The 12,297-nt window shown below is 72.3% G+C and carries 10 protein-coding genes; 6 read left to right on the top strand and 4 right to left on the bottom strand.

The features are described from left to right. Window positions 1-69: 69 nt before the first annotated feature. Window positions 70-639 (bottom strand): SRPBCC family protein, encoded by a 570-nt coding sequence (locus ACGF8A_RS24630; protein WP_393111640.1) that lies wholly within the window; start codon window positions 637-639, stop codon window positions 70-72. Continuing rightward, window positions 636-1,637 carry an NADPH:quinone reductase gene (locus ACGF8A_RS24625; protein ID WP_393111638.1) on the bottom strand — a complete coding sequence of 334 codons (1,002 nt, stop codon included), beginning with the start codon at window positions 1,635-1,637 and terminating at the stop codon, window positions 636-638. The genes ACGF8A_RS24630 and ACGF8A_RS24625 overlap by 4 nt, the downstream gene beginning before the upstream one ends. A gap of 242 nt (window positions 1,638-1,879) precedes the next feature. Between ACGF8A_RS24625 and ACGF8A_RS24620 the strand changes: the two genes are divergently transcribed. Further along, window positions 1,880-3,448, top strand: coding sequence for a carboxylesterase/lipase family protein (locus ACGF8A_RS24620; RefSeq protein WP_393111636.1), 1,569 nt, complete (start codon window positions 1,880-1,882; stop codon window positions 3,446-3,448). A gap of 65 nt (window positions 3,449-3,513) precedes the next feature. Next, the gene (locus ACGF8A_RS24615; protein ID WP_393111634.1) at window positions 3,514-3,909 is read left to right on the top strand and encodes a GNAT family N-acetyltransferase; all 396 of its coding nucleotides are present in this window, start codon (window positions 3,514-3,516) and stop codon (window positions 3,907-3,909) included. A gap of 24 nt (window positions 3,910-3,933) precedes the next feature. Here ACGF8A_RS24615 and ACGF8A_RS24610 read toward each other — a convergent pair whose 3' ends face one another. Together ACGF8A_RS24610 and ACGF8A_RS24605 are read right to left on the bottom strand one after the other, a co-directional pair. Beyond that, window positions 3,934-5,097 (bottom strand): 3-deoxy-7-phosphoheptulonate synthase, encoded by a 1,164-nt coding sequence (locus tag ACGF8A_RS24610; RefSeq protein WP_393111632.1) that lies wholly within the window; start codon window positions 5,095-5,097, stop codon window positions 3,934-3,936. A 16-nt stretch (window positions 5,098-5,113) separates the two neighbouring features. Next, window positions 5,114-6,283 carry an IS701 family transposase gene (locus tag ACGF8A_RS24605; RefSeq protein WP_393111630.1) on the bottom strand — a complete coding sequence of 390 codons (1,170 nt, stop codon included), beginning with the start codon at window positions 6,281-6,283 and terminating at the stop codon, window positions 5,114-5,116. 291 nt (window positions 6,284-6,574) lie between these two features. On the opposite strand from ACGF8A_RS24605, the gene ispH reads away from it, so the two are divergent. From ispH to ispG, 4 genes are read left to right on the top strand one after another with little or no spacing between them, the layout of a single operon-like run. Then, window positions 6,575-7,525 carry a 4-hydroxy-3-methylbut-2-enyl diphosphate reductase gene (gene ispH / locus ACGF8A_RS24600; RefSeq protein ID WP_393111628.1) on the top strand — a complete coding sequence of 317 codons (951 nt, stop codon included), beginning with the start codon at window positions 6,575-6,577 and terminating at the stop codon, window positions 7,523-7,525. Window positions 7,526-7,554: 29 nt separating this feature from the next. Continuing rightward, window positions 7,555-8,598 carry a polyprenyl synthetase family protein gene (locus ACGF8A_RS24595; RefSeq protein ID WP_393111625.1) on the top strand — a complete coding sequence of 348 codons (1,044 nt, stop codon included), beginning with the start codon at window positions 7,555-7,557 and terminating at the stop codon, window positions 8,596-8,598. A 4-nt stretch (window positions 8,599-8,602) separates the two neighbouring features. Further along, window positions 8,603-10,450 carry a 1-deoxy-D-xylulose-5-phosphate synthase gene (locus ACGF8A_RS24590; protein ID WP_393111623.1) on the top strand — a complete coding sequence of 616 codons (1,848 nt, stop codon included), beginning with the start codon at window positions 8,603-8,605 and terminating at the stop codon, window positions 10,448-10,450. After that, window positions 10,447-11,616: a flavodoxin-dependent (E)-4-hydroxy-3-methylbut-2-enyl-diphosphate synthase gene (gene ispG, locus ACGF8A_RS24585; protein ID WP_393111621.1), complete on the top strand. Its 1,170-nt coding sequence runs from the start codon at window positions 10,447-10,449 to the stop codon at window positions 11,614-11,616. Before ACGF8A_RS24590 ends, ispG begins: the two co-directional genes overlap by 4 nt. Window positions 11,617-12,297: the final 681 nt, after the last annotated feature.

The raw sequence follows: 12,297 nt of genomic DNA, 5'->3' as shown, positions 1-12,297 counted from the left end.
TGGCCCCCGCGTCCGGGTGTCGGACGCGGGGGCCACGGGCATCGGCGTCACGCCGGGCGCGGGCCCGGGCTACTTCCCGGCCGCCTTCTCGATGACGACCTTGATCCGGTCCAGGGTGGCGGTGACGTCCCCGGCCAGCTTGTCGTTCCACTCGGTCACGAACTGCCGCTGCCGGTCCTCCGGCAGGCCGGAGATGATCTTCGCCAGTCCTTCGGTGAGCTTGCCGAGCCGGAAGTGGTGCACGACCCGGCTCGCGCCCTCCGCCTCCGGAGCGATCTCGAACGACCAGACGCTGTCCTGCCGTCGCCGGTCGCCGGTGAGGATCGACCAGCGGAACACCCGGCCGGGCTCGGCCTCGATCACCTCGGACTCCGTGGTCCACGGACCACGGATCACGGGCGCCCAGGAGACGACGTCCGTGCCGCGTACGTTGTCGCCGCGGAAGACGGCGCCCACCGTCCCCGGCTCCCCCTCGACCCAGGTGCCGCCCTTGCACTCGGGGCTCCACTCGCCGCTGCGACCGAGGTCGCTGACGGTGTCGTACACCACCTCCGGCGGCGCGGAGACCACCGTCTCGGCACGCACCTCGAAGATCGCCGAACGGCCCTCGGCCAACGGACGAGTCGGTTGATCGGTCATGATGAGGCTTCCTCTTCCTCGGTATTCGTGAGCAGAACCAGTCGTCTGCCGTGCAGTTCGCCCTGTTCCATGCGGATGTGGGCCTCGCGGGTGGCGCTGAGGGGCAGCGTCTGCGTGGCACGGGGACGCAGCCGCTTCTCGGTGAGCAGCCGGTTGATGGAGACCGCCGCCCGCGCCAGTTCGTCGGTGGAGGCGTGGGAGATGACGAAGCCCAGGACCGAGGCGTCCTTCATGAAGAAGGGCCCCGCCGGCAGTTGCGGCCGGGACCGCACCCCGGCGAGCAGCACGATCCGTCCCCGTGGCGCCAGCATCTCGACCGCGGCGTCCAGGTCGTGGTCGCCGAACGTGTCGATGTGCAGGTCGACCCCGCCTCCGGCACGGTCCGCGACCGTGGCCGCGAGGTCGGGCTCGTGGTAGTCGACGACCTCCGCCGCGCCCAGGGCCCGGCAGTACTCCGCGTCGCGCGGACCGCACGACGCGACGACCCGGGCCCCGGCGTCGACGGCCATGGTGACCAGGGCACTGCCGACGTTGCCGGCCGCGCCTCCCACGAAGACCGTCTCGCCCGGCCGGACCTTGCCATGGGTGAACAGCGCGAGGTGCGCCGTGCCCGCGGGGTGCGCCACCGCCACCGCGTCCGCGGGGTCGACGCCCTGGGGGAGGCGGTAGAGCCGGTCCGCGGGCACCACCACCCGCTCGGCCGCCGCACCCTGCCGGCCCTCGTGGCCCAGGCTGTTGGACCACACCAGGTCGTCCACGCCGAAGCCGGGTGCGCCCGGACCGGCCCGGACGACCCTGCCGACCATGTCCCGGCCGACGACGAAGGGGAACGGAAGGGGAGTGGGGAACACTCCCTTGCGGACGAAGGTGTCCACGGGGTTGACCGTGGTCGCGATGACGTCGACCAGGACGTCGGTGGGACCGGGCTCGGGAGTGGGGAACTCGCCGAACCGGATCCTCTCCGGGGGGCCGAGCTCCTCGACGTAGGCAGCACGCATGGGCCAAGGACGACACACCGCCGAGGACGCCCGCCAACGCCGAACGCCCTCTCTGTCAGGTCCTGGGCGGCACGCCGCGGGACTTGACGGATCACGGCGGGCGGCGTTGGTGGCACACCCGCCGGGGCTCAGCATGGGGCGGCGAACCGCCGACCCTCAGGGAGTACCCGCGTATGACCCACCTCGCGACCACCGTCCCGCCCGGCGCCGGCCCTGGAAACGGAGACAGGAGGCGCAGCGGAGTGAGTGCCACGGAGCCCGGCCGGGTCCACACGCGTATCGCCACCGGAGTCCTCGCCGGGCAACGCCTCGGCGAGGTCACCGCGTTCCGGGGCGTCCCCTACGCCGAACCGCCCGTGGGAGCCCTGCGGTTCGCCTCCCCGCGTCCCCCGCGGCCCTTCACCGGGGTCCGCGACGCGGTCCGCCCCGCGCCGGCGGCCTGCCAGCCGGCAGACCCGGGCGGCACCGAGGACTGCCTGTACGCCAACGTGTGGACACCCGCCGTGGAAGGCCGTCGCCCGGTGCTGGTCTACATCCACGGCGGAGGCTGGCAGAAGGGCTCGGGCGGCGATCCCACCTACGACGGGTCACGGCTCGCCGCCCGCGGCGACCTGGTCGTCGTGACCTTCAACTACCGCCTCGGCCCGTTCGGGTTCGGTCTGCACGAGGCGTTCTGGGACGAACGCACCGGCTCGTGCGCCAACTGGGGACTCCAGGACCAGATCGCCCTGCTGCACTGGGTGCGGGAGAACGCCGCTGCCTTCGGGGGAGACCCGGACAACATCACCGTGTGCGGGACGTCGGCGGGCGGGGCCTCGGCCTGGCAGCTGTCGCTGCTGCCCGGGATGCGGGACACGATCCGCCGGATCATCCCCATCAGCGCCTGCCATGTGACGGCCCCGACCACGTCGCTGACCCCCGACGACGCGCGTCGCGTGTACGCCATCCTGGCGCGCCGCCTGGGCACCACCGTGCCCGGCCTGCGCGCGGTACCGGCCGCGGCGCTGCGGGACGCCGGCGCGGACTTCTTCGCCGGCCGGCCCGCGGACCGGCCCGTCACGACCGGACGCTGGTACCGGGGACCGGTCCTCGACGGCCGGTGGATGCGCGGCTTCGACCACGAACTGCCCACCCCGCAGGTGCCGGTGCTCTCGGTGCACACCCGCACCGAAGGCTCCTTCTACACCGGGCCGGGCTCGCCGCAGCCCGCCCCCGCCCCGGACGACGAGGCGTCGCTGCGCCACGCGGTCCGCGAGGTCCTGCTGTACACCGCGGGGGAGGAGGCGGTCGGCGGTCCCGACGGCCTGGCCCGCGCGTGCGTCGAGGCGTACCGCGAGGCCGCGCACGCCGACCGCCGCGCACACGACCCGCTGTCGCTGTGGACGGAGGTCTGGGGCGACGTGCTGTTCCGGCACGGCATCGTGCGGCTCGCCGAGCGGCACGCCCGCCTCGGCCGGACGCCGCTCTACGCGATGGAGTTCAGCCATCCGGTGCGGCCGCCCTACTTCGGCACGCCCCACACCTCGGACTCGAAGTTCCTCTTCGGCACCCACGGGCTGCCGCAGCACGTCGCGAAGTTCGGCGACGGCCCCGTCGAGCGGAAGGTGGCGCAGGCGTTCATGGACGTCGTGGCGCGCTTCGCGTGGACCTCGCGGCCCGAGGCGCCGGGCCTGCCACCGTGGCCGGCCTTCGCCCCGGACCGGCCGAGCACCCTCGTCCTGGGAGGGGCGCGCATCGCCGGGACCGCGATGACGGGCAAGTACGGTCAGCTGGCCTTCTGGGACGGCGTCCCCTGGATGCCGCGGCCGTGAGGGGCGTGGCGCGCCCTGCCGGTGACCGGCCGCGCACCCGGGACATCGCACCGGGTACCCGCCGCATGCGGGCCGATGTCGGCCCGCTCATCCGCACACTGCGCCCCGGGCTGACCGCGCAGGCATTCGACCGCTTCGCCGCCGAGGCGCACGCGCAGGGGCTGGTGTTCACCGCCGCGTACACCGCCGGCGGCGGATGCGTGGCCGTCGCGACCCACCGCACCCTGACCACCAGCCGGGGCAGGATCCTCCTCGTCGAGGACCTGGTCACCGACACCGCCCGCAGGTCCACCGGCATCGGGGCCCACCTCTACGACGTCCTCGTCGAGCGGGCGCGCGCCGCGGGCTGTGCCGCCGTCGAACTCGACTCGGGCGTCACCAACCACGCCGCACACCGCTTCTACCACGCGCGCCGGATGCGCGTCGCGGCGTTCCACTTCAGACTCGACGACCTGCGCTGACCGCGCCGTTGCGGGCCGGGCGCGTCACCCCCGCCACGCCGCCGTGACCGCCGTCGCCTGCTCGGGATTCAGGCGCGGGTCGCACAGGCTCGTGTACTTCTTGGCCACCCCGTCGACGAACGTGCCGTTGAGCACGCACTCGGTGACGGCGTCCGGGGTGGTCTCCAGGTGCAGGCCGCCGGCCACCCCGCCCTCGGCGCGCACCGACTCCTGGAACTGCTGGATCTCCGCGACCATGGTCTCCACGAAGCGGGTCTTGAGCCCGTCCGGTGTGACGACGGTGTTGCCGTGCATGGGGTCGGTCAGCCAGCAGACCGGATGGCCCGCCTCCCGCACGGCCTCCACCAGGCGGGGCAGGCGCCGCGCGACCGCGCCGGCCCCCATCCGCGCCACCAGGGTGAGCCGTCCGGGCTCGCGGTGCGGGTCCAGGCGGGCGCACAGGTCCAGCAGTTCCGCCTCCGTGCAACCGGGGCCGACCTTGCAGGCCACGGGATTGACCACGGCGGCGAGCAGGGCGACATGCGCGCCTTCCGGCTGGCGGGTGCGCTCACCGATCCACGGCCAGTGGGTCGAGCCCAGCAGGTGGCGGCCCCCCTCGTCCCGTCGGACCAGGGGGATCTCGTAGTCGAGGAGCAGCGCCTCGTGGCTGGTCCACATCGGCGCGTCGAGGCCCGCGCCGTCCGGCCCGCCGGCCCGCAGGTGCTCCATGGCCGCGGCTGCCGCGTCGTACCCGGCCAGCATGCGGGTGGGGTCGGGCACACGGGCGTCGGGCTCGGGCCCGTTGACCAGGTGGCCCCGGAAGACCGGCAGTTCCCTGCCGCCGATGCGCTCGGTCGGCCCGGAGCGCGGTTTGGCGAACTGGCCCGCGATCCGGCCGACACGGATCACCGGCCTGTGGGTCACCATCCTCAGGGTTCCCGCGAGCACGTCGAGGAGGCCCGCCTTGCGGGCGACGTCGCCGCTCGTGCACTCCGCCGGGTCCTCCGCGCAGTCGCCGGCCACGACCACGTGAGCGTCCCCGGAGGCCACCCGGGCCAGGGCCGCGCGCAGGCGCAGTACCTCCCGCATGCCGACGAGGGCCGGACGGGCGGCCAGTTCGTCGCGCACCTTCGCCAGGCGCGGGTCGTTCTCCCAGTCCGGCTGCTGACGCGCCGGATGCGATCGGATGTCCGACAGGTCGCGGTCCACTGAGTCCTCCGGTGCGTCAAGAGGCCTGTCGCGCCTGGGAGGCGGCGGCCGCGGCGAGTACGGACACGGTGTGCGCGGCGGAGGCGAGAGTGGTGTGCCGGTGCCAGCCGCTGTAGGACCGGCCCACGTAGTCGCGGATGCCGACCTGGGAGGTCACCTCGTCGAAGTCCCGGTCGACGCGCCGGGCGCAGTCGCTGAAGCGGAGGACCGCGGCGGCCGGCTGCGGATGGTCGGTCAGCCACAGTTCGGCCGGCCCGCGACGGCCGGGCGCGCCGACGCCGACCAGCGAAAGCGGTGCCCCGCCCGGCCCCGCCCCCGGTTCGCGCACCCCGACCGCCGCGACCAGGGCGGTCCTGCGGACCGCCGGCAGCGTGCGCGAGACGGTCTCGAAGCGGGCCATGGGCCGGAACTGGGCCCGCGCCGCCTGCATGATCTCCGGAGCGGTCAGCTGGTGTGAGCCGTGCCCGGTCAGCGCGGGGTCGTGCACCGTGAGCGGCAGTTCGCCGTGCACCCTGGCGAGAGCGGGGAACCCCAGGGCACGCAGGCCGCGGACCGTGGCGACCGGGTCGGACTCCTCGATGTCGACCACCACCGGCTGGGGCGGCAGCCCCCAGGCGGACAGGCTCTCCCGGCAGGCCGTCAGGGCGCAGTCGCCGAGCGTTTCGGGTTCGGCCTCGTACGGGATGGAGGCCTGGTTGCGGCGCAGGCCGTCCTTGATCCAGACCTGGGGCAGATACAGCCGCCAGTTGAGCGGGGCCGTCACGGTGTCCGAGATGCCCCAGACCCCGACCGCGCGCTGGGCGTTGAGCGCCTGGCCCTCGTCGACCGAGAAGTACCGGCTGACACCGACCGAGTGGCGTCCCACCTTGGGGATCGTCAGGAGGCGCACGACATGGGCCTGCGGCGGCGCCAGGCGGACCAGGTACTCGGCCAGGGCCCGGCGTACCGGGATCCAGTCCCAGGTGGAGCTGCAGATGAAGTGGTGCAGGCTCTGGCCGGTGCTGCTGCCCTTCAGGGCCGCCATGTTCCGGATCGACTTGCGGCCGCGGGTGGAGAGCAGCCCCTGGACGTACTCCATGCCGCGACGCCTCTGATCGCTGCGGCGCAGTGTCGCGAAGAGCTCCGTGCACAGGTCCTCGAGCGTGTCCCCGAGCACCCCTTCGGGCTGAATGAGCGCAGCACTCATGTGACTCCTCGGTGGGTTTGTTTCACGCCGTGCGGTCCACTCGATTCGCGCCCTGGAATCCCGTCGAATTGGCGCGGTGCGGGCCGATGAATTCACGCCGTGCTGTCCGCTCCACAGTAGGAATCGGAGGTCGCCCTGCTGAATGACAAGGGCCTAGCAAGGTTCAGCGGTTGGGACGCCCGCTGTACATGACTGTTTCGAGCCCGAGCGGAGTCATGTGGTTGACCGGTGACGCATCTGAACAGCACAGTCGTGGGCGGGAGTTGAACAACGCAGCGGAGACGGGTGAAAATGGGACGCAAGAAGAAGGTCATCCTCGCTGAACCGCGCAGTTTCTGCGCCGGTGTGCGGCGTGCCATATCGATTATCGAGCTCGCCCTGGAACGCCATGGCACCCCGCTCTACGTGCGCAAGGAAATCGTGCACAACCACTACGTGGTCCGCCAGCTGGAGCAGCGCGGTGTGCGGTTCGTGGACTCCGAGGAGGAGGTGCCCGAAGGCGCGGTGTGCGTGTTCTCCGCGCACGGCGTCTCACCCGAGGTGCGGCGCAACGCGCAGGCGCGCCGGCTCGACGTGATCGACGCGACCTGCCCGCTGGTCTCCAAGGTTCACCAGGAGGCCAAGCGGTTCGCCCGGGAGGAGCGCACGCTGCTGCTGGTCGGGCACGCCGGGCACGAGGAGGTCGAGGGCACCTTCGGGCACGCGCCCGACCGGACGGTGATCGTCGAGACGGTTCAGGACGCGGAGGCTCTCGACCTGCCGGCCGACGCGCCGGTGGCCTACCTCACGCAGACGACCCTGTCGGTGGACGAGACGCGGGACATCATCGAGGTGCTGCGCCGCCGCTTCACGGACCTGCGGGGCCCCGGCACCGACGACATCTGTTTCGCGAGCCAGAACCGGCAGGACGCCGTCAAGGAGGTCGCGCCGCGGTCCGACCTGGTGCTGGTGGTCGGATCCCGGAACTCCAGCAACTCACTGCGGATGGTGGAGGTGGCGCAGCGGTTCGGGATCCCCGCCCATCTGGTGCCGGATGTCACCGAATTCGACGAGAACTGGCTCGACGGCGTTTCGGTGATCGGCCTGAGCGCCGGGGCCAGCGCCCCCGAGATCCTCGTCGACCAGGTTCTGGAAAGGCTTGCGGATTTCGGGTACCGCGATATCGAGATCGAACAGGTGGCACAGGAGGACGTGGTCTTTCATCCACCGACGCACCTCATCGAGACGGCGAAGGCCGGCTGACCGGCCGGACAGGAGAGAGGGAGCAATTGATGACGACCGCGGTGACAGACCGGCTCGAGGTGCGAAGCGCCCGCTCCGAGGTGCTGCGCAGGGCCGAGCGACGTCTGGGGGAGCTCCTCGCGGACGAACGGGCGCGCTGGAGCGGTGTGGACGCACGGGGCGCGGTACCCGTGGACACGGTGACCTCCCTGGTCGACGCGGGCGGCAAGCGGCTGCGCCCCGCCTTCTGCGTGACCGGGTACCTGGCCGGGGGAGGTGACCCCGGGGATCCGGTGGTGGCGGACGCCGCTTCCGGCATCGAACTGATCCACACCGGTGCGCTCCTGCACGACGACGTGCTCGACGCCTCCGACGTCCGGCGTGGCGCCCCCACCGCCCACGTGCGGCACGCCACCGTCCACGCGGAGCGTGGCTGGCGGGGGGAGTCGCGCCGCTACGGCGAGGGCGTGGCGCTGATCTCCGGGGTCCTGGCCATGCTGTACGCCGACCGCCTCACCCGTGACCTGCCGCCGGCCGCACGTGACGTCTGGGGCGAGATGGTCACCGAGATCCAGATCGGTCAGCACCTGGACGTCGCCGTGGCCGCCGAGGGCGTGATCGCGCCCGAGCTGTCCCGGTGGATAGCGATCTGCAAGTCCGGGCGCTACAGCATCACGCGCCCCCTGCTCCTGGGGGCCGCGCTCGCCGGACGGCCCGACCTGACGCCCGCCTTCGAGGAGTACGGCGAGTGCCTCGGGCTCGCCTTCCAGCTGCGCGACGACCTCATCGGCGCGTTCGGCGACAGCACGGTGGCCGGCAAGCCGGTCGGACTGGACCTGGAGCAGCACAAGATGACGCTGCTGCTGGCCGAGGCCGCGGAGCGCGACCAGCAGGTGCGCCGTCTGGTCAACCGCCGCGAATGGGACACCGCCGCGCTGCTCGGCCTGCTCGGCGAGAGCAAGACCCGTATCGAGGAGCGCATCGACGCACTCGTGGAACGCGCCGGCGCGGCCCTCGACCAGGCCGCGATCGAACCGGTGTGGCGGGACGAGCTGAGCGAGATGGCCCTCGAAGTCGCCTATCGGAACCGGTGATCGCATGTCATTGCTGGAGAGCCTGCACGGGCCGGAATGCCTACGGGGGATGAGCCCGGAGGAACTGGACACCCTCGCCGCGGAGATCCGTGCCTTCCTCGTCGAACGGGTCTGCGTGAGCGGCGGACACCTCGGCCCCAACCTGGGTGTCGTGGAGCTGACCCTCGCCCTGCACAGCGTCTTCGACTCGCCCCGCGACCGGCTGCTGTGGGACACGGGCCATCAGTCGTACGTCCACAAGATCGTCACCGGCCGGGCGGCCGCGTTCGACCGGCTGCGCCAGGAGGGCGGCCTGTCGGGCTATCCGAACCCGGCCGAGTCCGAGCACGACCTGGTGGAGAACTCGCACGCCTCCACGGCGCTATCCTACGCCGACGGCCTGGCGCGCGCCGACGCGCACCAGGGCCGCACCGACCGCGCCGTGGTCGCCGTCATCGGCGACGGGGCCATGACCGGCGGCATGGCGTGGGAGGCACTGAACAACATCGCGGGCGGCCCGGACCGTCCGCTGGTCATCGTGCTCAACGACAACCAGCGCTCCTACGCGCTCACCCAGGGCGGGTTCGCCGACCACCTGGGGGAGCTGCGCGCAGGGCAGCCGGGGCCCGGCCTGTTCGAGCAACTGGGGCTGGCCTATCTGGGGCCGGTCGACGGCCACGACGTGGCCGCGCTCCAGGACGTACTGCGCCGTGGACGGGAGCTGCGCAGGCCCGTGGTGGTGCACGCGGTGACCGAGAAGGGCCGCGGCTTCGCGCTCACGGAACAGAACGAGCTGGACCGGGGTCACGCCATCAAGCCGATGGACCCCGGGACCGGACGGCCGCTGAAGGGCTCGGCCGGGCCGTCGTTCACCTCCGTGTTCGGGCGCGAACTCGTGCGTATCGCCGAACGCCGTCCGGACGTCGTGGCGGTCACCGCGGCGATGCTGGAGCCGACGGGGCTGCTGCCGATGCAGGAGCGCTTCCCGAAGCGGGTCGTCGACGTGGGCATCGCCGAACAGCACGCGGTCACCATGGCCGCCGGCATGTCGCTCGGCGGCGTGCACCCGGTCGTCGCCATCTACTCCACCTTCGTCAACCGGGCGTTCGACCAGGTGCTGATGGACGTGGCGCTGCACCGCAGGGCCGTGACCTTCGTCCTCGACCGCTCCGGCGTCACCGGTGACGACGGCCCCAGCCACAACGGCATGTGGGACATGTCGGTCCTGCAGGTGGTACCCGGGCTGCGGATCGCCGCCCCACGGGACGGCGCCCGGCTGGCGGAGCTGCTGGAGGAGGCCGTCGAATGGGCGGAGGGGCCGACCCTCGTGCGGTTCCCCAAGGGACCGACGGGCGAGGACATACCCGCGAAGATGACGTTCGCCGGCACCGACGTACTGCACCGGGCCGGGCCGCTCGACGTGCTGATCGTGTCGGTGGGTGCACTGGCCAGGGTGGCGTTGCAGGTGGCCGAGGTGCTGTGGGCGCAGGGCATCGGCGCGACGGTGGTCGACCCGCGCTGGGTGACGCCGGTCAACCCGACGCTCGCCGACATGGCGCGCAGGCACCGCCTCGCCATCACCGTCGAGGACAACAGCCGTACCGGTGGCGTCGGTTCCACCGTCGCCCAGTTCCTGCGTGACGAAGGGCTGCGCACGCCGCTGCGGGAGTTCGGCATCCCGCGGCGGTTCCTCCAGCACGGCAGCCGTACCGAGGTGCTGTCCGGCTGCGGCCTGACCGCGCAGGACATCGCGAGGGCCGTGGTCGAGGAGATCAGCGATCCGGTGGAGGACCGGATCGGCGACGAGGACACCGGCTTCGAGCAGGAGATATCCCGCTTCATCAACAGGGATCGGGGAGGGGAGACACGGTGACGACGGTCGGTCTCGGAATACCCACGGTGCGGCCGGAGGCGGCGCTGCCGCCGCTGGCCCAGCGGCGCAGGTCCCGCCAGATCATGGTGGGCGCGGTACCGGTGGGCGGGGACGCCCCGGTGTCGGTGCAGTCGATGACGACGACCCTCACCGCGGACGTCAACTCCACCCTGCAGCAGATCGCCGAACTGAACGCGGCCGGCTGCCAGATCGTCCGGGTCGCGGTCCCCTCGGCCGACGACGTGCAGGCGCTGCCCACCATCGCGAGGAAGTCGCCGATCCCCGTCATCGCCGACATCCACTTCCAGCCCAAGTACGTGTTCGCGGCCATCGACGCGGGCTGCGCCGCCGTACGCGTCAACCCGGGCAACATCAAGAAGTTCGACGACAAGGTCGGGGAGATCGCCAAGGAGGCGGCGAACGCGCGGATTCCCATCCGGATCGGCGTCAACGCCGGTTCCCTCGACCGGCGCCTGCTGGAGAAGTACGGCAGGGCGACGCCGGAGGCGCTGGTCGAGTCGGCGCTGTGGGAGTGCTCCCTGTTCGAGGAGCACGGCTTCCGCGACATCAAGATCTCGGTCAAGCACAACGACCCCGTGGTGATGATCGCCGCGTACCGGCTGCTCGCGCAGCGCTGCGACTATCCCCTGCACCTCGGCGTGACCGAGGCCGGCCCGGCCTTCCAGGGCACGGTGAAGTCCGCCGCGGCGTTCGGGGCCTTGCTGTCCGAGGGGATCGGAGACACCATCCGGGTCTCGCTGTCGGCGCCGCCGGTGGAGGAGGTCAAGGTCGGTACGCAGATCCTGGAGGCGCTGGCCCTGCGCGAGCGCGGTCTGGACATCGTCTCCTGCCCCTCGTGCGGGCGGGCCCAGGTGGACGTGCACACCCTGGCGGAGAAGGTCTCCGCCGCGCTGGAGGGCTTCCCCGCGGCGCTGCGGGTCGCCGTCATGGGCTGTGTGGTGAACGGTCCCGGTGAGGCGCGGGAGGCCGACCTCGGCGTGGCGTCCGGCAACGGCAAGGGACAGATCTTCGTGAAGGGCGAGGTGATCAAGACCGTACCGGAGGCGCTCATCGTGGAGACGCTGGTGGAGGAGGCGCTGCGCATCGCCGAGGAGCGTGGCGAGTCCGTGGACGAGTCGGGTCCGGTGATCGTCACGCCGTCCTGAACTCCATGCCTCCCCCTGTTTCATGACGGTCCGCGGGCTCCCCGCGGGCCGTCGTGCCGTGTGGAGCCAGAAGCGGTACGGCGGCGCACGGCGGCCCGTCCCCGCCCTGGCGGAGTTGACATTCTCAGCGGCCGAGCAGGCGGGTTTTGCGCCATCCGGCCTCGTCCGGTTCGCCGGGCCGGCCTCGCGCCCCGGGGCGAGCTGAGCGCCGCACGGCGTCGAAGACGCAGGTCCACCGGGGGACCGGCCGGGCCGGGGGGAGCGCCGCTTCCTCGACGAGCGCGTGCCGCTGACCACCGCGCTGGCTGGATCAATTCGCTCAGATGCTTGATTGAACTACCGTGGCACTGTCCCGATCGGGGCGGAACGGGGGTGACCGCTTGCACGTGGTGTCGGTGGAGGCCGCACACCGGCGGAGAGCGGACGCCTCCGGGGCGAGCCCACGCCTGCCGGGCCAAGGCCCGTTCCGTCCTCGCCGCCGCACGAAGCCGACCTTCCGTCAGCTGTCCACGAGGCGCCGTGGCCCCCGTCCACGACCGCGTCGTCGATAGGCCCGCATCTTCCCGCCCGCACGGTCGCGGTGCCCGGTGCGCAAAGCCGCCGCCGGACCGCCCCCGGGCCTGACCGGAAGCAAGCGGGATCGATTCATCACGTGTGTCCGTTGATCCCTGGGGGGCTGCC

Source organism: Streptomyces sp. NPDC047706, assembly GCF_043204795.1.
Lineage (GTDB): Bacteria > Actinomycetota > Actinomycetes > Streptomycetales > Streptomycetaceae > Streptomyces.
This window is presented reverse-complemented; position numbering and strand designations above follow the sequence as displayed.